The organism is Psychrobacillus sp. NPDC096623 (assembly GCF_044762655.1).
Lineage (GTDB): Bacteria > Bacillota > Bacilli > Bacillales_A > Planococcaceae > Psychrobacillus.
In genome coordinates, this window is sequence record NZ_JBIWER010000002.1 from 916,477 (window position 1) to 942,576 (window position 26,100).

Below are 26,100 nucleotides of genomic sequence, written 5' to 3' on the forward strand. Positions count from 1 at the left end.
TAAACTGCGCCGTTAGTTCAATAAGAAAAGCTACCCTTACAGGCAGCCACTTGTTAAACTAAAGCAAACTTTAGCTTAATTATATTTTTGTCCATTCTGTTCTTAACAATGAAAAAATTAAGGCATCGTGAGATTGATTATTTTGATAGAGGTATCCCCTCAACAAACCTTCCTTAGTAAAACCTAAACTATTTAATAAATGTATAGATGGCTCATTTTGCGGATAAGTCACTGCACCAATCCTAAACAACTCCAAATATTCAAACGAGTATCTTAATACTTCTTTTACTGCTTCGGAGGTAATTCCTTTACTCCAATGTGAAGGGTGTAATTCATATCCAATCTCAGCTTTTTTACTCCAAGTGCTAAGGTTGTTTAATCCTAATGTACCAACAAAATCACCTGAGTCTTTTATTACAATGCCCCATCTTATACCTCGTTTACTCTCATATGCACTTTGAAAGGACTCAACTATTTTTGAAGCATCCTCAATACTTTTCAAGCTATCCATTCCGTAATACTTAGTCACTTCATCTTTTGACATAATTTCGAAATAGCTTTGTGTATGTTCTTCTTTTACTTGAACTAAATTCAGTCTATTCGTTTCCAGCTCAGGAAATCCCATAAAATCTACCCCTCGATTTATCGTCGTATTTTAATCCTTGTTAACTAAACTGCTGCGTTAGTTCAATAAGAAAAAGCAACCCTTACCGGCAGCCACTTGTTTCACTAAAGCACCCGTTAGTTTAATAACCAAGGGACATTCATTTGAAACTCAAATTGAATTACTGGAGTTGGAAAATCTTCTGGTACTAATACTAAATCATTACTAAAGCCAATCTCAATACCTTTATAATTAATAAAAGTTGGTGAAGAAACTTCACTGCCTTTCTTTGTGGGAACCCATAAATTTGGACCTTTAATTATCCTACCAACAACATGATAAAAGCCTCCATACAAATGTGTACCATCTTCATTTTCCATATATTCAGAGACCTCACCTTCTTTACGAGGGTCTATACCAAGTAAATTAAAAATGTTCATAATGTCTTGGGAGAATATATCACAAGCTAAAACATAATTTGCACAAAAATCACAGCTACACCCTTCAGTAATTAAATGATAATTCTTATAAAATTCTTTTGTTCGATTAACATCTATTTCAATATCCCAGGAACCAACCTTTATTTGGTCCATAATATCACCTTCACATTCTTATTTATCTTATTCTCTATCTTTTCTTATTGAACTAAACTGCCCCGTTAGTTCAATAAGAAAAAGGCTTTACCCCTTCTTGAAGTAAAGCACCCGTTAGTTGAATAAGAACAGGAAAATTTTGCTGTATTAGCTTTTTATAGCTTTCCCAGCACCAAAAGTGATTAGAAGGATTAACATTAGAGAAAAGACTAAAGCCCAGCTATTTCCTTCCTCCAAATAGGGCAGTTAATACCACATCAAACGAAGGAACGCCCAACGCACTCAGCAATGGTAATGCAAAGGCTGTTGAAATAACACCCATTACGAAAGCTAATATAAATATTTTTTTCTTTTTATCCACAAGGTTCACCCCTTTTTCAACTATTTTAACACAACATTTAAAATTATCAGTCAATTAAACGTAATTTACATTATGGACCAATTGTTAAACGCAAGTTAAACAACACTCTTCCACTAAAGCACGCGTTAGTTTAATAAGAAACCCTGTATGGAAACAAAGAATATAAATAAAGAAACTATAATGAACATATACCCTTCAAATCTTTTTCTGTCTCTTTGAAGTTCGACTAACCCCGTTACCAACATAAACGCCCCTAAGAAGAACATCATAAACGGCATTAACTCAAATTTTCTACTTATTAAACCATAACTAGCGAATGCAATAACAATTATTCCTAATAAAATTCTAATTATTTTCACCAATGCCCCCCTTAAATTTTTTCGCTCTTATATTAAAGCCTGTGCATCTTGGTAGAAATCCTTATTCAACTAAACTGCTGCTTTCTTTAATACGTTTGATACGAATAGAGGTTCCAAATTTAAATAAATTTTCCATTTAAATTATCAAAAATTTATTTTGCTTATTGAACTAACCTGCCGCGTTAGTTTAAGTGTAACATTTCACAATGGATGTCTAAGATCTACTTGAAGTTTTGGATAAAAAAATAGACCATCTAAATGACGGTCTTGTTAAACTAAAGCACCCGTTAGTTGAAAAAGAATTTAATATTTTCTATAAGGATTCAACTTTTTTAATTACACCTTCATAATTAAGAAATATCTGAAAGTTACGTTCCTTATTTAGCTTTTCAAGTTCATCCTTGGTGTAATCTCTATACATTGTTTCAAAGACAAGGAAATATATGAAACCATCAGTCGTGTCCTTTAAAATCATGGGTTGTATTGGTCCCAATGATTCCTTCAATATAGAAGAATCAGTTACAACCTCAAAGTTAAGAGACATTCTTTCCTCATTCGAGAGTTCTTTTTCAGACAACAACGATACTTCATACCTTACTCCAGTAAGAGGCGTATCTGAAGCACTATCATTCAAGTTAGCAAATTTACTATTAATTTCACTTATCTTAAATGGAACAGAATAGGTTTCGTTTTCGCTAACATCTACATGGTCACTTTCCACTTCTTCCTCAGTCTTTACTGATTGCTTAGGTTCATTAACCACTTTTTGATTGGTACATCCTGATAAAATTAATAGTCCGAGTACAGTAAATAAACAAATATAAATTACTTTCATAATTCTCCCCCTTTGCTTAAGGATTTACATATATTAACTTATTCAACACAATCGGAAAATAACCTTCTTCTTCAACTAACCTGCTTCGTTAGTTTAAGTGTACCATTTCACAATGCATTCTGAGTTCTACTCGATGTTTTGGTTATAAAAATAGATCATCGAAATGATGACCATGATTAGCTAAAGCACCCGTTAGTTGAAAAAGTGTAAACAACCTAATTGAAGAACAAAAAAGAAAGAAAACTATAGGTTTGCATTTAACCTTCTACGATTTGGATGAAAATCGGGTTAATTCTATAATCTTTACCTTTGTAATGAATCTGGATGTAATCAAGTTGATACATCGTGTGTTCTTCTCTTTTACTGGGACTCCATATTTCAGCGTTTTCTTCCCACCACAATGTAGGGGAAGTCATATTTGGTCCCATCACACACTTATCGTCTTTAGATAGATTAACCCAAACACCTAATAGGTTAGCGTAAACATGTTTCAAAATATCACCACCAATCTATCAATAGTTTAGCAGAAAAAAATTCCATATACTCCAACAAATATGGATGTAAATTTTTATTAAATGTGTCTTTCTTATTGAAGTAAATAGCTTCCTTAGTCAAAAAATCTTCCCTTAAACTAAAGCACCCGTTCCTTCAAGAACTATAATTGAGAATCCCAATTTATAAAGGTTCAATTCTCCGTTTTTCATCCTCTATATAGTCATAAACATTCAATATTTCTTTGTCATAGTCGTTTTCGATTTCAAAATACCTAACACCTACTTGTAAACATTCTGTTTTAAATTCTTTATGTTCCTTGATTAGTTCTTTTACCGTTCTTTCTTCGGGCCAATTACGGAGTTCAACAGCATTCCTATGTTTCACTATTTTTGTTTCGAAGTTTTCTTGAATATAATTCGTCGAAAAACCTAAGAATACTGGAATGATTTTTTCTGAATAATTGATGTCAAAGCCCTTCATATAGTGAGGCGATATATAGCATCCTTCAATAATGATATGTTGTTCATTCTCGATATTTGTCATAATAATCCCTTTTAATATTGGCCAGAGCTTATCTCCAATGAATTCGGTACTATCTAGTGGTGTAAATCCACAATTCTTATCCCCTCTGTACAAGCCCATTTTTAAATGGTCTATAGAGAGATAAGAAATATGATATTTTTCTAGTAACTTTTGAGCCATCAATGTTTTTCCAGTACCACTTACAGCACTTATTAAAATAATCATTTATTACTCCAATCTAATTTATTTGTTTATTACACTAAACTGCCGCGTTAGTTCAATAAGAAAAAGCCACCCTTACAAACAGCCACTTGTTTAACTAAAGCACCCGTTAGTTGAATAAGAAAAACAGCTACCTAAAGTTGGTTAGAAATAAAGTTTTTTATCTAAAATATCCCTAGAATCCATATTTTTAAGTTAAATTGGCTTACATTTCTTTCGGAAAGAACCTATTCAAATAATGATTCTCTAATTTTCCCATCTAGATTTTTAATCGCCAACATCGAATTATTTTGAATGATGCCTGTATCAACAAAACCAATTGAATAGTATAATGTTTTAGCTATGACATTACTTGTATGATAAAAGAGGTTTACATATTCTGCTTCCCCATATGGCATAGTTTCAATATCCATCAACATTTTTTCAAAAGCAAGCTTGCCATATCCTTTTCCTTGGTAACTTTTATCAATCATATTATGCCAAATAAAATAACTCTTCTTGCCATAAAAAACTTCATTTTCAAATGATTCATGATCCATCGTATCGTAAATATACATCGAAAATCCAACTATAGTTTCATCAGCATAAATGGCTAGTGGAGTCGCAGGTATACCGTCTGCGTTCAGCACATGAGCGTCTGCAAAGCATCTGAGGTTAGTAGTTTCTAATATAAATTCTTTCTGGTTTTCTCCAACTTCAAGTGCTATCACTTCATCAATGTTATCCCTGGTTATCTTTCGTAATTCAATCATTTTTTTTATCTCCTCTCCTAAGACAAGCTACTTTCACAATTGTTTAGTTTCTCCGCGTTTAAGACCTATTTCTCTTCTAAAATTACTCATTTAATTAATCATTCGGTCCCACTTAGTAATACCTTCTTGTTAAACTAACCTGCCACTTTAGTTCAATAAGAAAAAGGCTTTACCCCTCTTGATGTAAAGCACCCGTTAATTGAGCACTTTATCTATACTTTTTCAGACTTATCCTTTAGAAATAATCCGATTAACGTAACTACAAATCCACCAGTTACAATAAAGAACTCTATACCACCACGCAATATTCCACCATATTCTTGTATCCAGAAACCTAAAATCATTATTGCAATACCAAGTAACATTATTTTAGTAGAACGCATTATTCTGCCCCTTTTCTTATTGAACTAACCTGCTGCGTTAGTTAAATATTGCGGCAATGGGTCACATCATTCATAAATACTATTAGATAGATTAGAAACATCTAGTCCTGTAACGTTTTGAAAGCCTACTTCAAATTCCCTTTGAATTTGAGTTTGAATTAATATTTTGTTGATAACATCGCTACCATACTCATTAATTATGAATTGAATGGCTAAATTGGATTGTAAGTATATATCGTATAAAGGGTCCGTTCGATAGGTATTCCATTGCTCATGTGTCGTCAATTCGTTTAAGGGCACTATTTTAGATAATGTGTTGGGAACTTCCATACCATTCATGCCAATATATTCAGCTATTCCTTCTGAAAACCAGAGGGGTATATCGCTATCATTCATTTCTAATTCAGATAGTTTCTGAGTAAATACATAATGAGTATATTCATGCATAATATTTTTATTGTATAACCAGACAGTTGGTCCTACATTTTTAATAATACCTTCTCTATTTTCGGGTAATATTCCGAACATATTCATGCTTGGCGAATTAAATCCGGTAGAATATTCTAAACCAGAAAAACTCTCTATTTCATTATTATTTTTAAATATAACTACATCATAAGGTTTATTATAACTACCAATAATTTGTTGATTTAACTTAATTCCATAATCAAGAGCATTTTTGGTTGCAAGTAATAATTCTTTATCCGATTCTAAATAATATATTGTTAAATGCTCAAAATTTATGTGATTATATCCTTCTAATAATTCCTCTTTTCTATCTTCCTCTACTTTTTCTAAATCTATAAATGATGATAGTAGTTGAGGGATGTTCTCTTTATACTTATCTACTCCTACTTTAATCACAAATAGAATAGCAATTAATAATACTAATATAAAGAATATTTTTTTAGTCAAAATATCCACTCCTACTGTTTATTATTAATTATGATGCGTAATATCCTTTCTGAAAATCTTCTCTTATATTAACTAATTCGTAGTCCTATCAAATAAACCTGTTTCTTCAACTAGACTGCCGCTTTAGTTCAATAAGAAAAAAATTTACTCCTTCTTGAAGTAAAGCACCAGCTAAATGAACAAGGGAATAAAACTAACTTTTCCCTTATTTATATAAGTCCCCTCAAAAATAATTTTCACCTTAGAACATTTCAATTCCTACTGGAGCAAATTACTATATTTACTACCCTTAATGATTATCTTTGAATACATTTTTGTCCATTCCAATATGGAAATATCAGGATTGTTTTCAATGAAACTTTCAGTGATTTGATAACCTATTTTGTAATTCGACCACCTCGGAATATCTTTACGTGAATTGCCGTAATTCAAATTATTGTAAATAATAAAATCCATAGATTCGCCATTTACGCTTAATTCTTCTAACACCTTAGCCTCGGCATCCTTTGATAGAGGCTCTGTCCAAAAGGCTCCGACTCTTATTTCAGGGTATACAATAGTAGTAAAGAATTCTGCTTTACCTTCTGTAATGATTAAATCTAAAATGTTATACTCGATTGGTATGCTATCATGCAAAAAATTAACTGTGTGATGATATTCGTGAGCCGCCGCATATTTAACCATTTCTTCTGAAACGGATGGGTCAATCCTAAGTAAAATATCATTTTCTGAATAAGTAAGCCCACTCAACCCTCCAGCAGTATTAATGACATGCCATTCTTCAGGATTAACTGGAAAAATATAAACATTTGTATCCTCACCTGGCAACAGTTCTGCCGATTTCAATAGGGCTTCCTCTATCCACTTATTAATTTCTTCTTGATTTTCAAGTAGTTCATTCGTCTTTTTTTCTAACTGTTCTATTTCCCAAGATGGTGATAGAGGGTCGCCTAATGTTATATCACTAAGGGAGGATTGCTCTTTAAATGGTTCTAATACATACTCTGTATAGATAGCTTTTTTATCAAGTTCAGGATTCTCACTAATTGTTCTTGCATATTTCAACACTTCATCGAAAAATGAAATAATTTTAAACTCCTGCCCTTTATATGAAAAATGGTAAGTAGTTTCTGTAGAAGTATTGTTATCATCCACTATCTCATGTTTCTCTTCCTGTATTCCTTTGTTTTGTTCTTCATCATCTATACAACCCGATATAAAAAAAACAAGTAACAGTAAAATTGATAATCTTATTAAACGTCTCATTCTATCCCTCCATGTCCTTTTTCTAAGATGCAGAAAAGGATTTATATATCAATGAAACTCTTCTTCCACTAAACAGCTTCGTTAACTCAAGAAAAAAGTGCCGTCAGACTTAAAATAAAGCACCCTTCTTGTCCAAAATTTACATATATTAACTTATTCAACACAATCGCAATAAAACCTTCCTATTGAACTAAACTTCTTCGTTAGTTCAATAAGAAAAAAGGCTTTACTCCTTCTTGAAGTAAAGCACCCGTTAATAAATTGAATGACATCATTTTTTAGCCTGTTTCTTCTTTTCGATATAATTCCAAGAGTAATAAATAATCCAGAAAATAATTATTGCTAAAAATCCATAAGAAGAGTTATCTGTGTAGGTAAGTAAAGCTATTGCTAGAATCAAAAAAGGTGGCATAAGAATCCAATATTTTTTGTTTTTGAACATACAATTACACCTTTCTTTCTGTTGTGTTTTTCCATTGTATTTATTATTTCAATCTTCAACTAACCTGCCCCTTTAGTTCAATAAGAAAAAAGGCTTTACTCCTTCATGAAGTAAAGCACCCGTTAGTTTAATAAGAAAAATAACTAAATTTTAGTTTCAAGTCTACTATTTCAAAATAAAAACTTTATTACTCTTAGAATTTAATGCTCCATCATTTCGTGTGCAATATCATGTCCATCCATCTCTGATGGGTAGTAGGTAGGCCAGTTTGTGACTTCATCTAGTAATGCCTTACGGTCGTCACCCCAATACAAATGGTAGTGGTCAGATTCATTCGGTTTGATACTATGATCACTAAATTGAATAAATTGAGGAAGCCCATCAATTTTTTCTGCTAGTTTAAATATGTATCTTACTCCTCTATTTCCCGCATCATATGTTAGGATTTCATATCCATCATAGACATACTCACCTGAATTTTCTTTTCCTTTTTTGAAGAACGTTACATTATCACTTTGAATCATGATTCGGTCAACATCTGTTTGATACCCTTTATTATAATACTCTTTATACTCTTCAGATGTCATAGCATCTTCCTGTTCCGCTTTGTAAGCGAATACCTCGTCAAGTGTACCATCCTGTAAGTATGGATATACTGATTGCCAGTCGCCTTCCCAATCAGAAAGTGAACGATCACTCACTTGGCTGTCCTCAAAAAAACCGTCATAAATTTTTTTTGTTTCTTCATCATGTAAATGTCTATGTTCGTGATCGTGATTACTTTCACTTACATGTGTATGACTTTCAGATGTTTTCTCTTGTTTTTCAGAAGAGCCTTCAGCTGGTTCTGAAGTCTGACACCCTACTAATAGTGAACTAATAGCTAATACACTTAGCCCTGTTGCAAATGAAATTTTCATTTTTAACACTCCTTTAATAGTAATAATTATTATTTGTATTTATAAAAATACACCATTTAAACGTCAAGAAAAAATTTAGGCTATTCATGAACCATTTATAATAAATAGAATTTTTACTTTGTTTCTCTATGCAAAGTCACTTTTCTTAATCGTGGACAATATTTCTTCAATTCAATACGTTCTGGATTATTTCGTTTATTTTTCTTCGTAACGTAATTTCGGTCACCTGTCTCTGTGCAGGTCAATGTAATATTTACTCTCATTTGTATCACCTCCATATTTTTTCAAGTAATCCTATGTGTGTTGTGAAAAATCTAACAACCCTATGACTGACTTTTCTTTGTTGGATAATTAACTATTGGTTTCAAAAAACAGATAGATAGCTGTTCACTTTCTGCAAGTTGCATAAAAACTTGCCTAATTTTTAATTTGCTTCAATAAAAGGAGGAAGTGGATCGGACAGCTTTGTCCAGTCAATTTCCATTTCTGCATCAGTTATCAAACATCCATCAAGCTGGGACTCGATTTCATCCCGATTCATATCAAGTCCTATCCATACCATTTCTGTTTGTCGGTCACCATGAACATCATCCCATCTTGATTTCAAAGAAGGATCTTCTTGAAAAATCATTTCTTGCTCAGATTTTGGCAGAGATGCAATCCAATGACCAGCAGCCTGAATTTGAAGTGAAGAACCAGCTTGAGAAAGTAAACCTGCCATATTATTTCGAGTTGCGAGCCAAAAGAATCCTTTGGATCGAACAATTTCTTGTGGAAAAGTATTCAACCAAGCGTACCAACGTTCTGGGTGGAATGGGCGTTTTCTTCTATAAACAAAAGATGTGATGCCATACTCTTCTGTCTCGGGAACATGTTCCTCATTTAATTCTTTAATCCATCCAGCTCCTTGACTTGCTTTCTCGAAGTTAAATAGACCTCTGTCTAGGATTTCTGTAGGTGACACTACCCCATTTTCTACTGAAATGATTGTAGCCTCGGGATTCATTTTAACTAAAAAGGATTTAAATGCCTTTATGTACTCAGGTGTTACTAAATCCGTTTTACTAATCAGTAATATATTTGCAAATTCAATTTGATCAATTAATAAATCCGAAACATCCCGAATGTCGAGAACATCGTCGGTTTGTTTACGTTCAAGGAGAGTTTCTCCACTTTCATAGTCACTCCAGAATCGGAAGGCATCTACTACTGTTATCATGGAATCTAATCTACAATATCTTGATAGATCTATACCAACTTCTTCATCGATATATGTAAATGTTTGCGCAACGGGAATCGGTTCAGAAATACCTGTTGACTCAATAACTAAATAATCAATATTTCCTTGCTTAGCGAGCTTTTCCACTTCAATCATCAAATCTTCTCGAAGTGTACAACAGATACAACCATTTGTCAGTTCAACTAGTTTTTCTTCCGTACGTGTAAATCCGCCATTCTGAATGAGTTGTGAATCAATATTGATTTCACTCATATCATTTACGATAACAGCTATTTTCTTCCCTTCTTTATTTGCCAATAAGTGATTTAATACCGTAGTTTTTCCTGCACCTAGGTAACCACTTAAAACGGTAACCGGAATCGATTTCTTCATACATTTCCTCCATTTTTTATTCTATAAATAGTAATGATTACGATTTAAATCATATATTGTTTAAAAATAAATTGCAAGCCCTTTTATGAAACTGCAATGGTCAGCTCTAAAATATAATATGAAATTCTAAGCTACTTCAAAGTACTAAAGTGCTCAAAATACCCTTAGTGGAGAAGATGTGCAACTTATCTCCACTGCAGACTCGATTTCCGATGAAGAACTAGAAACAGAAGCCTCACTTTAAGAAGAAAGCAACGATGACCATGGAAATGATGAGGGACATGATCATGGCAGCTCCGATCCACCGATTTATCAAACAATGTTGAAAGCAAGACATTCTTCGTATCCCTTGCTCATTTGGGCATATTGCTGAAACTTATGGTTTCGAACAAGTCGAAATTGCTGGATTGAACAGCCAAGATGAACCTTCTTAAAAAGAATTAACGGAAATTGTGAATCTCGCCAAAGAGAAAAATATTGATTATGTCGTTTTTGAACAAAACGTTTCTTCCAAATTAACAGAAATCGTTCAAAAGGAAATCAATGCTGAAGCTGTCGAAATGCATAATCTAGGTATCCTGACACAAGAAGACATCGATAATAGTGAATCCTATTTCACTTTGATGAAAAAGAATCTTGAAGTTTTAGAAACAATTCTCCAATAAAAATCAAAGCACCGCAAAAAATGCGGTGCTTTTTATTATTAAAAATTGCAATATCCAACTATAAAAAAGTGCACTTGATTACACATATCGTAATCAAGTGCGAATTATTTTTTCAACGCTTTATCGGTAGATTAAGAATCTTTATTTGACCTATACCCCTCAAAAAAAGCACGAAATAACAAGGCCCTCTTATTCAACTAAACTGCTTCTTTAGTTTAAGTGTAACATTTCACAATACATATCTGAGACCAACTTAATGTTTTGGACATAAAAAAATAGACCATCGTAATGATGGTCTTGTTGAACTAAAGCACCCGTTAGTTGAACAAGAAATTTTATCTTCAAGTTCGAATTTCAGTGAAATAATTAAAACTCTTCTTTTAAGATAGAGTACATTTTTAAATCTCGATGTTTCCCTTTTACAAATATACCTTTTCTAATTATCCCTTCAAAAGACATTCCTGCTTTTTCCATTACTCTTGCTGAACCGATATTTTCTACATCACACCTTGCTTGAATACGAACTAAATCCATTTCTACAAAACCGAATTTTATTATTTCCTTTGCTACTTCAGTAGTTAAACCTTTTCCCCAATAGTCTTTAGAAATGACATATCCGATTTCAGCAATCTTATGATTTGGTTGCCACCAAACAAAATCGATTGTCCCGATAAATTTTCCATTTTCCTTGTATTCAATTCCCCACGGTGAAACCTGCTTGTTTTCATATTTGTTCAATACAAATTCAACAAAACCTTTTGTATCGGATATTGTTTCGTGGGTATTCCAAGTTACATACTTAGACACTTCTTCGTCTGAACCGTATAGATGCATATCTTCAATATCTTCTAAAGTGACTTTTCTAAGTATAAGACGTTCTGTTTCTAAGATAGGTAAATCACCATATATGTTCTCAATCTTCATTTAATCCCCTCCACTAATTAAATACTAATTCTATAAAGAGGTAGTCTATTCCTCCTTCTTATTAAACTAACCTGCCGCGTTAGTTCAATAAGAAAAAAGCTTTACTCCTTCTTGAAGTAAAGCACCCGTTAGTTGAAGAAGGTTCTGTTTAAAAAATAATAAAATAATCATCAAAGCATTCACCATCTAGGTTAAAAAGCATTTTGTATTCTCCAATGTGATTATCTAAATAAATAATTGGAATGTATGAAGTAACGTAATCAAAACCGTATTGCATATGAGCATCTTTATTCCAAGCATCAATAAAAAGTCCAAGTCGATTCATCACAATTGACAATTGACTTTTATCGAAATCCTTACCGAACACTTCAAGAAACTCCTCTTTTTGTTCCTCTTTATATTTATTAAACATTACCCAAAAGCCTTTGATGGTATTACTTTCAATAGAATAATTCTCTGCCCATTTTCTTAGTTTATTTGTATCCATCTTTTTGATTTCCTCTTTCTAATGTTAATATCAAGGGTTTGAAAAAATTTACTAAAGCACCCGTTAGTTGAATAAGGTTGTATTATCCCTGACGTAATATTTTTTGAAACATTCTTGGTCGATGCTTTTCAAACATCTTTATCAAATCTTTTCCAAAAACAGTTATTGTTCTTTCCCAAGGGTGCCCTAAATATCCCCATTGAAAATCCTTATGAAAAAAGAAATAATAATCGCCATCTGGGAAAATCGGTACTGTCCATTCATCGAATTCATTTTTGGGAAAGTCTAAATGCGAATTTATCAAATAACATTCATGTTGCCAATCTAATGCATAAATATATTCATCTTTTGACGTAATTTCTTGAAAAACAAGTAATACTTTTTCTTCTAAATCAACAAACGCATCCAAATCTTCAGATTCTCCAAAGTATAGAGAGACATCGTAGGTAATAAAAGGTGATGGTACTTTAAAAGAAGGGAAATCAGTAGTGCTTGGTTCAAACTTCAATTCGTCATATATTTTATTCCATACTTTTTCATACTCTGCATTGGATAGTTTAAGCCAATTTTTCATTTGAATTATTACCACCTTAATCACTTTTAATAGCGTCCATTATAACATTTCTTATTGAACTAACCTGCTGCGTTAGTTCAATAAGCAAAAGCAACCCTTACCGGCAGCCACTTGTTTAACTAAAGCACCCGTTAGTTTAAGTTCAATATTTCACAATCTTAAAAAAGTGACGAGAAATATGGTTATTAAGTTATATTTAAACACCAAGTATTAAAAGAAATTCCAATAAATCTAAAAACGCTCCGAGCTATCTCAGCCTCAGAGCGTTTTGTATTCTTGTAGGGTTCTACTACGTTCTTCCAAATATCAAGACCACCAAATCTTGTTTAACATTATAGCTTATTTACTAAGATTGGTAGTAAGATTATTGAGCTGTGTAACCGCCATCAATAACGACTGCTTGTCCAGTAATACTTTTCCCTTTATCGCTTGCTAAGAATAATGCGTAGTCTGCTATTTCGCTAACGTCTAATAATTTCTTTTGTGGTACCATATTTAGAATCGCCTCATTAAGTGCATCTTCTTCTGGGATACCGCGAGTTTTCGCTAAATCTGCAATTTGTCCACGAACAAGTGGTGTATCAACATATCCTGGAGCAAGTGCATTTACCGTAATACCGTGGAGAGCACCTTCTAAGGCTGCAACTTTTGTTAAGCCAATAACCCCGTGTTTCGCACTATTGTATGCCGCTTTTCCTGCAAATCCGATTAATCCATTAATGGAAGCGACGTTGATAATACGTCCCCATCCTTGTTCTTTCATAATAGGGAATACTGTTTTTGTAAGAATGAAAGGTGCTGTTAACATAATTTTTTGCATCAATTCGAATTTGGCTGTTGGGAAATCTTCAATAGGTGATACATGTTGTAGACCCGCGTTGTTAATAAGAATATCTACTGAACCGTAAGTATCTTTCGTTACTGTTACTAAATTTTGAAGATCTGTTTCACTTGTAACGTCAGCTTTAACACCAATCGCTTCAAATCCGAGTTTTTTTAGTTCTTCTGCGGATGCTTGTACACCTTCTTCATTGATATCAGAAAGGACAACTTTCGCACCTTCTTGAGCAAAGTGTTTCCCAATTTCAAATCCAATACCACGTGCAGAACCTGTAATAATAACGACTTTATTTTCAACCATTTTAAATTCCTCCAATTTTTATAATATTAGTTTTAATTTATTATACCAAGCCGATTGCACCCATAATGATACCGACAATTAATGCGATGGTCGGTATGATGAATGCAACCACGAAAACATCTTTATACGTAGACTTAAGGCTTAACCCAGTAACAGCAACAAGTGTTAATAAGGCACCATTATTAGGGAAAATCGATGCACCAGATGCTACTGATGCAATCCTATGGAACACCTCAGGGCTAATGCCTGTTGTTTGCGATAGCTCAACAAATGTATCACCGAGCGTACCTAAGGCAATACCCATACCACCAGAAGCAGAACCAGTAATGATGGCCATGACTTGAACGGCTAGACCTTCAGCAATTAAGGGATTATCTGATATATTTAACAGCCATGAAGTAATGTCTTCAAAAGCTGGTACAATTGCTATTACGGCACCGAAACCAACGGCAGCACTCGTATTAAGGATTGCCATTACGGAACCTTTTGCACCATCATTTACGGAAGGAATAAACTGTTTGTAATCCTTCGCATTCAAGATCATAATGCTAAGAACCCCTATTAAAAGAGACCATAGTGCTTCCACCTTCACTACATTAAGTAGTACAACCACAATTAGAAGTGGAAGTAGTGACACCATCCAGTTCGGAATTCTTTCATCCTCTGTCTTTTCAGTAACTACTTGATTTGTAGGTTCTGTAAAAACGTCACCTATAGCAGATAGTTTCTTTTGTCTATATGCTAACCAGAGATAACCTCCAACTGCCATGATTAATGTAGTGACAATCCCAATTATAGGACTTGCCATTGGTGTTGTTCCGAAAGATTCCATTGGTATTAAGTTTTGAATTTGTGGTGTACCTGGAACAGAAGTCATGGTGAACGTAAATGCACCAAGAGCAAATGTTGGCACAAGCAATTTCCTTGAGATATTTGCTTCACGGAATAGTTCAAGCGCAATCGGATAGATTGCAAAAACTACGACGAACAAGCTTACGCCACCATAAGTTAATATTGCGGCAGCTATTAAAACGCCTAAAACGGCACGTTTTTTTCCTATTAATTGTGTTACTTTTTTAGCTACAGATTTTGCAGCCCCTGTCGTTTCCATTAATTTTCCGAATACGGCACCTAATAAGAAGATCGGGAACCAGTTCTTAACGAAGCCAACTAAACCTTCCATGTAGGGTCCTGTATATGTGTCAAACACATCTAATCCGCTAATTAAAGCTACAACTCCGGCAGCTACTGGAGCTACCCAAATGATGGACCACCCAAGATAAGCTAAAGCCATCAGCATTACTAAGCCAATAATTATACTTATCACTTGTAATCACTCCTTTCCTATATTGAAATAAAATTATTAACTGTATTGATAGGTAATATCCTCCGCCTTATGGATTCACTTCCCTCTTGTTCAAGTATCTTGAATTCAATACTCTTGAACTCGAGGCTAATATTATAACCATTTTCACAGAATGTCAACAATGTTGTTTCAGAATAGACACAAATAGTTTTATCCAATAAATGTGACATATTCATGCTACTGAATTGCACCCTGAATAGTTGACACTAAAAAAAAATGTCCTATTCGAGATTCTTCCTATGAAACAAGCCCTTTATAATAAAAATATACTTAGTATGAACGGAAGGTTATTTCTAATAATTTCTATAGAAAATGGATTTTACCTTATGATGTTCCGTTCTAAAAAGCTAAAAGTGTTTTAAACCGTTGGAGAAGAACTCTACCCAATACATAGAAAATAGTTTTTTAGATGAGGACCGAGGTAAAGGAAGCATAGGTCAATCTAATACAAAGAATATATCAGCGGCTCGTATTTGTTATTTACAAGTATTAATTGAATTACTAAAGTAGCGAGATGGAGCTCTAAAGGTAGGCGAAAAAAACGTAAGTAGGTTCACGTGAAAGTACGTAGTCATCAATGAAGTAATTCGTAAATACCAACTGGAAAAGACCTTACCTCTCGCGCGAAAAATTATACTCTATTCAGGGGGTTCATTATACATTTCCAGAATTTCTAATTCACAAAAGTCCAATAAAATTCGTCCGAAATTTAGGTCTCTGTTCCCTATTTCCTACAGGATGGGGCTTTATTATTACTAATTACTTTTAAGGCTTTGAAAATTCATTGTTTGACAGTAATGTGACAAAGCGTTATATTTGTTTTGAAATCGAGATATTAAGTAAAGGAGGAATATGAATGGATTTCTTAATAATTCTACTAGCCCTCGGGGGTTTAATGTATACAGCTTATCGTGGTTACTCAGTTATATTATTTGCACCGATATTCGCACTTCTAGCAGTGGCGATTATTGATCCTGTCAATATTTTGCCTTTCTATTCCGGCGTGTTCATGGAAAAAATGGTTGGATTCATTAAGAACTATTTCCCTGTCTTCCTATTAGGAGCTATTTTCGGGAAAATTATTGAGATGTCTGGAATCGCAGAGTCGATTGCCAAGACGATTGTTCGCTTGATTGGAGCTAAGCAAGCAATGTTGACGATTGTTTTACTTGGTGCAATTTTGACATACAGTGGCGTTAGCCTATTCGTTGCGGTATTCGCAATTTATCCGTTTGCCGTTCAATTGTTCAAACAAGCAGATATTCCGAAGCGTTTAATGCCGGCTACTATCGCACTGGGTGCTTTTACTTTTACAATGGACGCATTACCAGGTACGCCACAAATTCAAAACGTTATTCCTACAAGATATTTCGGGACTGACATCTATGCAGCACCAATTCTTGGAATTATTGGGGCTATCATTGTCTTAGGAGTTGGGCTATCCTATCTTGAATTCAGAAAGAAAAAAGCTAAGATAAATGGAGAGGGCTATTACGGATTACCTGGTGAAGATAAGCCAATTAATGAGGAAACAGAGCAAGATATAGCTACTTCATTAAGTGCAAATATTTCAGTTCTTCGGCAGATTTTAGCTTTTGTACCACTTGCTCTTGTAGCTGTTATGAATAACTATTTAACAAAAGCAATTCCAAAGTGGTATCCAAATGGATTTGATTTCTCTTCAATCGGCTTGAATGATTATTCAATCGATGTAGCTGCCAATGCTGCCATTTGGTCTGTTGAAATTGCATTAGTAGTAGGGATTATTACAGCATTGCTCTATGATTGGAAGAAGGTTACGAGTGGTATTAAAGAAGGTCTAAACAAAAGTATTGCCGGTTCCTTGCTTGCAGTTATGAATACAGGATCTGAATTTGGGTTTGGCGGTATTATAGCTGTCCTCCCTGGGTTCGCAAAAATCAGTGACGGAATCTCAGGTGCCTTTACAAATCCACTCGTTAACGGAGCTGTTACAACAAGTACACTTGCGGGTATAACAGGATCTGCTTCAGGTGGTATGGGGATTGCATTAAATGCCATGGGAGATAAATTCAACGAGGCGATTGCCGCTGCTAATATTTCTCCCGAAGTAATGCACAGAGTTGTCTCAATGGCTTCAGGTGGAATGGATACTTTACCTCATAACGGTGCAGTGATCACACTACTCGCTGTTTCAGGTTTAACACATAAACAGTCCTATAAAGATATATTTATGATTACAATGATTAAGACACTTGCAGTGTTTGTCGTTATCGCAATCTATACTATGTTTGGCATATTATAACGTATTTCTATAGAAAGAATCCTATTCAGAATTTGTGAATAGGATTCTTTGTTTTACGAGGTTGACAAACAAGTGTTTTGGCTGACTGCCTATTAAAAAACCTTAAATAAGACCTGATAAAAACAAACCATATCCATTTGGAGAATAATCATTCGTAAAAACCCCCCATATAAGCCAGCCTATTCATGAACCCAAAATAGAATTTTCACTATCCTACCTCCTCAATTTATTAGTTAATTTCTCCAATCCTCTTCGAATTCCTTGTTCAACTAACCTGCTGCGTTAGTTCAATAAGAAAAAGAGTTACCTATGGCAACCCCATCAATTGTTTACTAAAGCACCCGTTAGTTAAATAAGATTTATGTACAGTTGACACACTTTTCAGGTTCATTTAAAGAATGGCTTCATTAAAAACTGGATATCGTCGAAAATCAATTCTTTTGCAGAGGGCGTTGGAGTCAGCAATGGGCTTGCCCTACATGTTGTCAATCAGCGCGTCGTGTATGCTTTTGTTATTGATGCATGCAGATGTGAGCAGAAATTTCATAACTTCACCCCTTGTCTTTGTGTGATTCTGTCAATTTCCCCATAATTCCATGGCCTACCCTAGCTTTATGAATGATTAGAACCACTTCAATGGAATCATTGTTAATCCAATGTTCAGCTTATTTGTCTATTCGAATACCTGGCGAAGCTCAATCTGTCCTTCTCCAAGACCATGCGGGTCTGGCGCACGCATCGCCCACTCGATCGCTTCCTTGCGCGACTTCACATCTATGAACCAGTATCCTGCAATCAACTCATTGACTTCAGCGAAAGGACCCTCTGTAATGGTCGGTGGTTCCCCCGGAACAGGGTAACTAATACGAATACCTTTAGAGCTTGGATGGAGTCCACCGACTGACAGCAGAACTCCAGCTTTCTTTAGTTCTTCATTGTATTTCTTCATCGCAGCAAACATTTGATCCATCTGCTCTTTTGGCATTGTCCCTGCTTCAGTATCCTTTGAAGCCTTCACAACCATCATAAATTTCATTGATTTTAATCCTTCCTTCGGCTATTTATCCTTTATCCCTATGTTCTTGAAGCTTTTATAGCTAAAATTTCTTACCTTTTTGTATTATTCCACATCTGAACAGAGATTCCTTCTTCAGCTATCCTGCCCCTGTAGTTGAAGGAGAAAAAAGAGCTGCTAAATGCAACCCTGGGTCTTTAACTAAAGCACCCGTTAGTTTTAGTACATTCCTTCACAAACTGTTTTATTCATGAACTGACCCGATAAAGCTTTTTATAATCTTATAATCATGTCGCTCTCTTGAATCAAAGTTTCATCATGTGTAACCATCAACACCGTTTTTCCCTCGTTGTTGAGTTGGTGAAGAATATCCATTACTAATCGCCCGTTGTTTCGATCAAGTGAACCTGTAGGCTCATCTGCTAAAATAAGCTTACAATTTTTTAACCGTAGCCTGGCAAGTGCAATGCGTTGTTGTTCACCGCCAGAGAGGGAATAAACTTTTTGCTGTAATGTATTCTTCATACCAACAGAATGCAATGCTTCTTCAAGAGTTACATTAGATCGTCCTTTTGGGTGAACCATAAGTAAGTTTTCCTCAACTGTTTTCTGTTCCACTAACGCAAAATTTTGAAAAACAAATCCTACTGTATCTCGATAATATTTTTTAAGGTTTTTTGCATTCGTGATCTCTAATCCATCGACAATAATTTTTCCATCTGATACTGGCTCTAAGCCGCCAATCATATTCAGTAGTGTCGTTTTCCCACAGCCACTTTCACCAGTTATGATAACAAATTCACCAGCGTCGATCTTTAAGTTTAAATTATCGAACAGTACTTTATCACCAAAATATTTTTTGGTATTTTGTAATTCAATTAGCGTTTCCCTCAAATTAAATTCCTCCTTTCAATACTCTTTGAATTTGTAAGTTATCATTTTTTCGAGTTAAGTAGACAAGAATACTCACGTCTAATAAAAATACAATTATACTTCCCCAAGCTAAATAGCCAAGCATACCAATTCCCAAAAAGACTTTGAAGAATAAGGCTCCAACTAAGGATAATCCACATATCCCACAAGTTAATAAGAAAAACGATTTGAATCGCTCAACTAACGTATAACCCATTACTTTTTTAATTGTTAGCTCTCGAGCATTCGATTCATACGCAATTCGTAGTGAGAGACTTGAGATTTGAACTTCCAAAATAAGTGTAAGTAAGGTCAAAATTATTGCGATTAACAGACTTCTGTTTTGAAGAGCCCAAAGACCATCATACCAGTCACCAATATCGATAATATTAAATTCAATTAGGGAAGGATTGATTGCTTCACCTGAAATGGCTTGAGTAAATTCACTTAATTTCTCTTTTTCATTTTTTAGACTGACAAATTGAGATAGAAAGTAAAAATCATTTGCGATAATCCCATCAAGGTCTTCAGCTTCTTTTAATTGATAACTAACAGGATATAGTGGCAATGCTCCATAGTTGTAAGTATCTAATATGATTATTGGATTCTTAATATTATATGAATAGTCAAATTCATCATCTAAATACCCTTCTGCTATTACAGAGAGGCCTTCTTTATAAGTGAATACGCCTTCTAAATTTTGATTATTTAGTCCAAGCAAATTACTGACACCCATAATTTCTTCGATAATCTCTGATTGATTTGCATCTTCAGGAATCAAGATATAATTTCCTTCTTTTTTATTTATTGTTTCCCAAGCTGGAATCATTTCATTGTATGGTTTTAAACCAGATAAATTAGCGAATACATATCTATCACCCCATTTAGGCGACACGTTTTCAAATGAATTATAGCTCATTAGTGAAAAATCAAGTTCAAGGTAACTGTACCGCATAAAATTATCCTTAAGTTGATCACTCGTATTAAGTGGTATCTTGTTTTCAAATTGTCCATTTGGTGGGTCTTCCATTTTTTCATACTCATATGGGTAGGAAATATCTACATGAATTCTATCCATTTGTGAAGAATAGTAATTCTTTTGGGTATAAAGTTTAACTCCTTCGATTGACAGCGATAGAGTTACAGATAATATGAGAATCGTTAATATTGAAATGAATCCCTTAATGGCAATACTAAAATGTAACGCTTTTTTAGTAGAAGCGATAGATTTTATTTGGAAATGTTGTCCAATTCTCATACCGATTGTAATAACAATAGCATTTCCTACGAGCAAAGCTAATAATCCGATAATAGACACATTCCATCTAAAGTATGAATTAGTAAATGGTAATAATAAGGTTAGAGCTGCTGTTGCAGCAATTGAATAGCCAATCGTATCAGACGTTATTTTTTTGATTTTTAGCCGATTAGAATCCGAGCCAAAAACGATTCTGACCATTTGCTCTTTTTTACTATAAATCGTGTCATAATAAGTAAGCAGTATAATTGTTATAGTCATCAACAACCAAACTGTCGCTACGACATTCTCAGAAACTTCGGGCATAGGATCATTCCTGAAATTGCCGGAATACTGTACCATGTCAGGAAATAGCATTTTATCAAGATATTCAGGGGATTGGCCGATGTACCAACAATTTTGTAATTCTTTTTCTGTTGCTTCCTCAAATGGCTTAAATATGAATGTTGTTTTTCCTGAGAAGAACGAAGAAATAGTCCCTGGTTCAATGCCCCAGTCTTTCTTCATCATATTTTGTATCGTCTCATCCCCATATATCGTGATTTCCCTTGAAAATGCACCACCGTCTTTTTTACTAATAGTAAAAACATTCGCATTAAATTCATTTGCTTTTTCTAAGATGGTGGTACGCATCTCTTCCTCTGAATCACCAGTTTCTAAATAATAGCCAACCTGCACATACTTTTCTTGAAAATTCTCAAGAAAAAACGTATAACTTTCTCCAATAAACAAAAAACCAGACAGAAAAATAAAAAAGGCAATAATCGTTTTTACTTTTGTCATATTATTTCTCCCAAATCAATACAGCGCGTTCTATAATTGATTCCCAAGAATCTTTTTCAGCAGAGATTTTCTTTACATCAAAATCCACATAATACACAGCATCAACTTTTTCACTTTCAGGTAGTTGAAAGATATATTCTTGTTCATTAAGACTTTTTTCATCATTAATAAGGTTCCTTGAAGGCGAATCGGCAAATGTTTTTGTGTAATAAATAAAACTCACATTCTTTTTCTCTCCATCAATTTCAAGTGGAATAGGATGCGTTCCGTTAACTCCTGCATAGCTTTCACCATAATAACGGGAAACCAATTGATTATTATTTTGTCTTTCAATTTTAATTAAATCTTCCGAATAAGGAATAACTGTTTTATAATAAAAAATACACAAAAACGCTACTAATAAAATTATTGCCGTTACTAAAGTAGAAACAATTGAAATCACCACTTTTTTCTTACGCCATTTTTTACTGATATTATTAAAAAGAGAGTCTGTATTTTCTACTGGAATATAAAGATCACGTTTCATGGACTCGTATTCCTTTTGACACTTATCACAATACTGTAAATGCTCGTCTACCATTTCTTTTGTATCTTGACTAACTACTTCGTCAATATAAAGAGGTAAAACATCTTGAATGATTGTGCATTTAATCTCTTTCATGGTTCATTCCCTCCATATACTCCATAATTTGCTTCCTTGCCCTGTAAAAGGTTATCCTTGCCCACCCTGCGCTTTTTCCAAATAGCCTCCCTATTTTCTCAAATGGTAGTTCGCCAAAAGTGCGAAGCGAAAAGACTTCCTTATATGGCTCACCCATCAAGTGAAGAAACTGATGAACAGCAAATGCATCTTCTTCATTCATCAAATGCTTTACAAGTTGAACTCCTGTACTTGGTTCTTCTCTAACATCTAAATCTATTAGCAACTTTTTTCTTTTGTAGTGAGAGAAATATGTGTTTTTTGCAATTGTAAAAAGCCACGCTCTAATATCTTTTGAACCATCAAATTTTTCAATTGATTTTAAGGCTTTAAAAAATGCCTCTTGCGTAATTTCTTCAGCTATACTCTCATCGCGACTTAATGATTTAATATACAAATACACTTCCTGAAAGTATTCGCGATAGATTTCCTCAAAGTCCACCTCTTTTCCCCCCTTATACTTATATAACTCTTGGAAGTTAATTACGTTACAAAAATACTTGAATTTTTTTCTGCTTGGCACTTTATTAGCTACTAAAAACAAAAAAAAAGCCAACCCCTACTGCAATAATCACTATGAAGTGGAAAGGTGAAATTATTATGGATAACTACTAAGTATTTTTATATATTCTATTAATTATCAAAAAAACCGATAGAAACTACTATCGGTAAAAAATTCAATATAAGAGGGAGTAAAACGCAACCTTCTTCAACTAAACTGCCCCTTTAGTTTAAGTGTAACATTTCACAATGTGTTTCTGAGATTTACTTGATGTTTCGGATAAAAAAATAGACCATCGAAAAGATGGTCTTGTTTAACTAAAGCACCCGTTAGTTTAAGTGTAACTCTTCACAAACTCGGTGCTACATTAAAGTTAGGGGAGTAGTCGGATTCTTCGAATGCTGCATCTATATCAAAACGCTCTAAGAACTGTTCATAATCTGCAAATAACGTAAAACGACCACACACAATAATCCCACCTTTTTATAACTTAATAAAACGAAAATCTAGCTAAAAAATATAAACACTTAAATAAAAAACTTCATTTCCGTTACCAAAATTAAGAAAGTCTTTTTATCTTTATGTTACTTCCAACTATTTAAAACTTTCTTTTTCACTTATTTCTGTCAATACTTCATCAAATGCAAGATACTTAAGGGAATTTTTATCTGTTTCTCTTAGCAGTATTTGCAGGTCATTCAATAAGGAATCACTAGTAATTCCAGCGATAGAATTAAACTTTTTCCGCTCATTTAATTCAAGCAGACAGATTATCATGTGATTATACAAAGCAGGAAAATCAGTTTTTATAGATTCTTTATTACTTATAAAAGATTTTATATAATCTTCAAAAATATAATCTGGAGAAATTTCATTATAAGGAGTAAAAATTGTTGCGGATTCTATGATCCAATTCTCGAGTCCCGCCGCAAAAACAAGTAGTGAATATTTTCTAGTTTCTTGATTAGGATCGGCAAAATATTTAAAAAAGTAATCGAAATTTTGTTCCTTCCAATCTTTGGCTGTGTCTAGGCCAATCGGAATATATCCTAAAATGTGTTTAGCTTTGTCTATTATTGAATCTGTCATAACGTATTTCCCCCCAGAAATAATTAAGATACATTAATTAGAATAAAAACGCCATCCTGCAAAGATGTTTACTTTGCGGAGTGGCATTACTTGTAGATGCTAAACTCTTACGTAGGGCATTCAACTAACCTGCCCCTAAAAAAAAAGGCTTTACCCCTTCTTGAAGTAAAGCACCCGTTAGTTAAAAAACACCATTCTTACCATTTAACCGTTTGACCTCTTTCTCTAAATAATCTAAACGTTTATGGATTCGATAAACAATTGGTAGATATGCAATAACGATAATAATTAACCATCCCATTGATTAATTTCCCCTTTAAAAAAAACTGTATTATTTTTCATTAATTGTAACATTTTATTTATTCGGATACAGCGTTTCTTTTGTTCAACTAACCTGCCCCGTTAGTTTAAGTGTAACATTTCACAATGGATGTCTAAGATCTACTTGAAGTTTTGGATAAAAAAATAGACCATCTAAATGACGGTCTTGTTAAACTAAAGCACCCGTTAGTTAAATTACCAAATCCGTGCATTATTTAAAGCGTTCCACTTTGATTGTTAAACCGTTCCACTTCTCGAAGAGCATCTGCTTCAGCTGAATTCTGGTTTAAAGTCTTTTCCTGTTTATTTAAGTTATATTTCCTTCGAGTCAAAACATCCACTAGATAACTACCTAAAATTAATGCTGCTATGGAACCCCAAATAATCCACATCACCCAATGCATACTTTACCCCCCTTCATTTCAGTCATTACTTCCATCGTTACTCAGTACATTAATATACGTTTTATAGCTATGAATAGTTTCAATTATCAGTATTTTTAAATTAAGATATATAAATTGTTTTCAATCGATTCCTAGTCTGACTCACTGTAATTTACTTATGTAGTTATTCAACTAACCTGCCCCTTTAGTTCAATAAGAAAAAAGACTTTACCCCCTCTTGAAGTAAAGCACCCGTTAGTTGAATTACATTTCACTAAAAAACCTGGATGAAACGCTTTTTTATTTGAAATTCTAATTCTCTAATGCTTAAATTCGTTTCTGCATCGAGAATACTTATTTCAATTGTTATCGTATCCCAACTTTCCAAATGAGTACGCTTTACAAACCTTTGAAAACTTCTTACTACAGAACGTTTCTCCATATATTGAGGCTTTTCATGAGATAAATTATTAATACTTTCATCAATTTCCCATCTGCCGAATTGAATATTTATATCTCGATCAAGTTTATTTTGTGTATCAAAATCAAAAATCATGTTTCCTGTTTCTTCGTTAAAAGAAATTAACATTACTTTCAAATAAAGCTTATTGTCATTAATCAACAATATTTGAATTCCTGTATGATCCTCTGGTTCACCAACCCATTCCTTCCATTGTTCTTTAGTCCACAAGTCCATTTTACTTGTATCATACGTTTTCATAATGAAATCAACATTAATAATTTCTTTTGCCATTCCCTACACACCCCTTAATTATCTTAATATGCTTAACCCTTTCAACTAACCTGCTGCTTTTGTTCAATAAGAAAAAAGGCTTTACCCCATCTTGAAGTAAAGCACCCGTTAGTTTAATTTCTACCCCAAAACCTTTCAATTTCATTTGAGGCTTTCCTTGTCTCTGAACCCATATACTTATAAGCATTTTTTAATATCTTTTTAGAGTCTCCAAGTTGTGCAAGTATAGTAACGCTTAGTAATTCTTTAACATCATCATCTCCTGAAGTTGCCATCAGTTCAAGATAATCAAATAATTCCTTTATCTTTGGTATATCCTTCTCTTTTCCAATGAGTTCAATAAAATAATTGCTGCATTCACCGAAGAAGACATGATTTAAGATTTCGCCATTAAATTCAATATGTTCTTGTAAGTAACGCTTATACTCTTCAAATTCTTCTGTAAAGTGTATTGCTAAGTCTTTATATTCCATTTTATCTCCTGTTCCTGAACGTCTTTATAATAATTGCTTGTTCAACTAACCTGCTGCATTACTTCAATAAAAAGGCTTTACTCCTTCTTGAAGTAAAGCACCCGTTAGTTGAATTAGAATACTAATCCAGAATTCATTTATTCTCTTACTAATTCCTCTAAAATACTAAAAAAACCTTTATCATCTTC

Annotated in this window: 31 protein-coding genes; 2 read left to right on the forward strand and 29 right to left on the reverse strand. The window is 33.7% G+C overall.

Annotated features, from left to right (window positions below):
- Nucleotides 1–79: 79 nt before the first annotated feature.
- The 14 genes from ACIQX2_RS09310 to ACIQX2_RS09375 all read right to left on the reverse strand — a co-directional run bounded on the left by ACIQX2_RS09310 (nucleotide 80) and on the right by ACIQX2_RS09375 (nucleotide 10,281).
- Nucleotides 80–625: a GNAT family N-acetyltransferase gene (locus ACIQX2_RS09310; RefSeq protein ID WP_402848983.1), complete on the reverse strand. Its 546-nt coding sequence runs from the start codon at nucleotides 623–625 to the stop codon at nucleotides 80–82.
- Between the two features lie 116 nt (nucleotides 626–741).
- Entirely contained in the window at nucleotides 742–1,197 is a 456-nt protein-coding gene (locus tag ACIQX2_RS09315; RefSeq protein WP_402848986.1) for a hypothetical protein, read from the reverse strand.
- A 220-nt stretch (nucleotides 1,198–1,417) separates the two neighbouring features.
- Nucleotides 1,418–1,558 carry a hypothetical protein gene (locus ACIQX2_RS09320; RefSeq protein ID WP_402848989.1) on the reverse strand — a complete coding sequence of 47 codons (141 nt, stop codon included), beginning with the start codon at nucleotides 1,556–1,558 and terminating at the stop codon, nucleotides 1,418–1,420.
- A gap of 125 nt (nucleotides 1,559–1,683) precedes the next feature.
- Complete coding sequence (locus tag ACIQX2_RS09325) at nucleotides 1,684–1,917, reverse strand: DUF3953 domain-containing protein (RefSeq protein ID WP_402848991.1); 234 nt, start codon at nucleotides 1,915–1,917, stop codon at nucleotides 1,684–1,686.
- A 313-nt stretch (nucleotides 1,918–2,230) separates the two neighbouring features.
- The gene (locus ACIQX2_RS09330) at nucleotides 2,231–2,752 is read right to left on the reverse strand and encodes a hypothetical protein (RefSeq protein ID WP_402848993.1); all 522 of its coding nucleotides are present in this window, start codon (nucleotides 2,750–2,752) and stop codon (nucleotides 2,231–2,233) included.
- Between the two features lie 257 nt (nucleotides 2,753–3,009).
- A complete protein-coding gene (locus tag ACIQX2_RS09335; RefSeq protein WP_402848996.1) occupies nucleotides 3,010–3,246 on the reverse strand; it encodes a hypothetical protein in 237 nt (78 codons plus the stop codon).
- A gap of 181 nt (nucleotides 3,247–3,427) precedes the next feature.
- Nucleotides 3,428–3,994, reverse strand: a complete 567-nt coding sequence (locus tag ACIQX2_RS09340) for a P-loop nucleotide/nucleoside kinase family protein (protein WP_402848999.1) — start codon at nucleotides 3,992–3,994, stop codon at nucleotides 3,428–3,430.
- A gap of 224 nt (nucleotides 3,995–4,218) precedes the next feature.
- Nucleotides 4,219–4,743 (reverse strand): GNAT family N-acetyltransferase, encoded by a 525-nt coding sequence (locus ACIQX2_RS09345; protein WP_402849002.1) that lies wholly within the window; start codon nucleotides 4,741–4,743, stop codon nucleotides 4,219–4,221.
- A gap of 212 nt (nucleotides 4,744–4,955) precedes the next feature.
- A complete protein-coding gene (locus ACIQX2_RS09350) occupies nucleotides 4,956–5,126 on the reverse strand; it encodes a hypothetical protein (RefSeq protein WP_402849005.1) in 171 nt (56 codons plus the stop codon).
- 66 nt (nucleotides 5,127–5,192) lie between these two features.
- Nucleotides 5,193–6,041: a collagenase gene (locus tag ACIQX2_RS09355; RefSeq protein ID WP_402849008.1), complete on the reverse strand. Its 849-nt coding sequence runs from the start codon at nucleotides 6,039–6,041 to the stop codon at nucleotides 5,193–5,195.
- A gap of 258 nt (nucleotides 6,042–6,299) precedes the next feature.
- Entirely contained in the window at nucleotides 6,300–7,307 is a 1,008-nt protein-coding gene (locus ACIQX2_RS09360; protein WP_402849011.1) for a DUF2268 domain-containing putative Zn-dependent protease, read from the reverse strand.
- A gap of 642 nt (nucleotides 7,308–7,949) precedes the next feature.
- The gene (locus ACIQX2_RS09365) at nucleotides 7,950–8,669 is read right to left on the reverse strand and encodes a ZinT family metal-binding protein (RefSeq protein ID WP_402849013.1); all 720 of its coding nucleotides are present in this window, start codon (nucleotides 8,667–8,669) and stop codon (nucleotides 7,950–7,952) included.
- Between the two features lie 113 nt (nucleotides 8,670–8,782).
- Entirely contained in the window at nucleotides 8,783–8,947 is a 165-nt protein-coding gene (gene rpmG / locus ACIQX2_RS09370) for a 50S ribosomal protein L33 (protein WP_402849016.1), read from the reverse strand.
- Between the two features lie 146 nt (nucleotides 8,948–9,093).
- Nucleotides 9,094–10,281, reverse strand: a complete 1,188-nt coding sequence (locus ACIQX2_RS09375) for a GTP-binding protein (RefSeq protein ID WP_402849019.1) — start codon at nucleotides 10,279–10,281, stop codon at nucleotides 9,094–9,096.
- A 452-nt stretch (nucleotides 10,282–10,733) separates the two neighbouring features.
- Here ACIQX2_RS09375 and ACIQX2_RS09380 point away from each other — a divergent pair, with 452 nt between their 5' ends.
- Nucleotides 10,734–10,946 (forward strand): metal ABC transporter solute-binding protein, Zn/Mn family, encoded by a 213-nt coding sequence (locus tag ACIQX2_RS09380; protein WP_402849022.1) that lies wholly within the window; start codon nucleotides 10,734–10,736, stop codon nucleotides 10,944–10,946.
- Between the two features lie 366 nt (nucleotides 10,947–11,312).
- Here the strand turns inward: ACIQX2_RS09380 and ACIQX2_RS09385 are convergent, their stop codons facing one another.
- The 5 genes from ACIQX2_RS09385 to ACIQX2_RS09405 form a co-directional block, all read right to left on the reverse strand.
- Nucleotides 11,313–11,870 carry a GNAT family N-acetyltransferase gene (locus ACIQX2_RS09385; RefSeq protein WP_402849025.1) on the reverse strand — a complete coding sequence of 186 codons (558 nt, stop codon included), beginning with the start codon at nucleotides 11,868–11,870 and terminating at the stop codon, nucleotides 11,313–11,315.
- Between the two features lie 148 nt (nucleotides 11,871–12,018).
- Nucleotides 12,019–12,357: a hypothetical protein gene (locus ACIQX2_RS09390; protein ID WP_402849028.1), complete on the reverse strand. Its 339-nt coding sequence runs from the start codon at nucleotides 12,355–12,357 to the stop codon at nucleotides 12,019–12,021.
- Nucleotides 12,358–12,439: 82 nt separating this feature from the next.
- A complete protein-coding gene (locus tag ACIQX2_RS09395; protein ID WP_402849031.1) occupies nucleotides 12,440–12,931 on the reverse strand; it encodes a DUF2716 domain-containing protein in 492 nt (163 codons plus the stop codon).
- A 364-nt stretch (nucleotides 12,932–13,295) separates the two neighbouring features.
- On the reverse strand, nucleotides 13,296–14,072 hold the full coding sequence (locus ACIQX2_RS09400; RefSeq protein ID WP_402849034.1) for a 3-hydroxybutyrate dehydrogenase: 777 nt from the start codon (nucleotides 14,070–14,072) through the stop codon (nucleotides 13,296–13,298).
- 40 nt (nucleotides 14,073–14,112) lie between these two features.
- Nucleotides 14,113–15,399: a GntP family permease gene (locus ACIQX2_RS09405; protein WP_402849037.1), complete on the reverse strand. Its 1,287-nt coding sequence runs from the start codon at nucleotides 15,397–15,399 to the stop codon at nucleotides 14,113–14,115.
- An 895-nt stretch (nucleotides 15,400–16,294) separates the two neighbouring features.
- Here ACIQX2_RS09405 and ACIQX2_RS09410 point away from each other — a divergent pair.
- Complete coding sequence (locus tag ACIQX2_RS09410) at nucleotides 16,295–17,722, forward strand: GntP family permease (protein ID WP_402849039.1); 1,428 nt, start codon at nucleotides 16,295–16,297, stop codon at nucleotides 17,720–17,722.
- A gap of 673 nt (nucleotides 17,723–18,395) precedes the next feature.
- On the opposite strand, the gene ACIQX2_RS09415 is transcribed toward ACIQX2_RS09410, so the two are convergent.
- The 10 genes from ACIQX2_RS09415 to ACIQX2_RS09460 all read right to left on the reverse strand — a co-directional run bounded on the left by ACIQX2_RS09415 (nucleotide 18,396) and on the right by ACIQX2_RS09460 (nucleotide 25,912).
- Nucleotides 18,396–18,758, reverse strand: coding sequence for a YciI family protein (locus tag ACIQX2_RS09415; protein ID WP_402849042.1), 363 nt, complete (start codon nucleotides 18,756–18,758; stop codon nucleotides 18,396–18,398).
- A gap of 252 nt (nucleotides 18,759–19,010) precedes the next feature.
- The gene (locus ACIQX2_RS09420) at nucleotides 19,011–19,631 is read right to left on the reverse strand and encodes an ATP-binding cassette domain-containing protein (RefSeq protein ID WP_402849045.1); all 621 of its coding nucleotides are present in this window, start codon (nucleotides 19,629–19,631) and stop codon (nucleotides 19,011–19,013) included.
- A gap of 1 nt (nucleotide 19,632) precedes the next feature.
- Nucleotides 19,633–21,690, reverse strand: coding sequence for a hypothetical protein (locus ACIQX2_RS09425; RefSeq protein ID WP_402849047.1), 2,058 nt, complete (start codon nucleotides 21,688–21,690; stop codon nucleotides 19,633–19,635).
- A gap of 1 nt (nucleotide 21,691) precedes the next feature.
- On the reverse strand, nucleotides 21,692–22,351 hold the full coding sequence (locus tag ACIQX2_RS09430; protein ID WP_402849050.1) for a zf-HC2 domain-containing protein: 660 nt from the start codon (nucleotides 22,349–22,351) through the stop codon (nucleotides 21,692–21,694).
- Entirely contained in the window at nucleotides 22,338–22,832 is a 495-nt protein-coding gene (locus ACIQX2_RS09435; protein WP_402849053.1) for an RNA polymerase sigma factor, read from the reverse strand. Before ACIQX2_RS09435 ends, ACIQX2_RS09430 begins: the two co-directional genes overlap by 14 nt.
- Before the next feature lie 408 nt (nucleotides 22,833–23,240).
- Complete coding sequence (locus ACIQX2_RS09440) at nucleotides 23,241–23,360, reverse strand: SOS response-associated peptidase family protein (protein ID WP_402849056.1); 120 nt, start codon at nucleotides 23,358–23,360, stop codon at nucleotides 23,241–23,243.
- A gap of 126 nt (nucleotides 23,361–23,486) precedes the next feature.
- Complete coding sequence (locus ACIQX2_RS09445; RefSeq protein WP_402849059.1) at nucleotides 23,487–23,981, reverse strand: hypothetical protein; 495 nt, start codon at nucleotides 23,979–23,981, stop codon at nucleotides 23,487–23,489.
- 536 nt (nucleotides 23,982–24,517) lie between these two features.
- Entirely contained in the window at nucleotides 24,518–24,706 is a 189-nt protein-coding gene (locus ACIQX2_RS09450) for a hypothetical protein (protein WP_402849062.1), read from the reverse strand.
- A 253-nt stretch (nucleotides 24,707–24,959) separates the two neighbouring features.
- Nucleotides 24,960–25,439, reverse strand: a complete 480-nt coding sequence (locus tag ACIQX2_RS09455) for a hypothetical protein (RefSeq protein WP_402849065.1) — start codon at nucleotides 25,437–25,439, stop codon at nucleotides 24,960–24,962.
- Nucleotides 25,440–25,552: 113 nt separating this feature from the next.
- Nucleotides 25,553–25,912 (reverse strand): DUF7674 family protein, encoded by a 360-nt coding sequence (locus tag ACIQX2_RS09460; RefSeq protein WP_402849068.1) that lies wholly within the window; start codon nucleotides 25,910–25,912, stop codon nucleotides 25,553–25,555.
- Nucleotides 25,913–26,100: the final 188 nt, after the last annotated feature.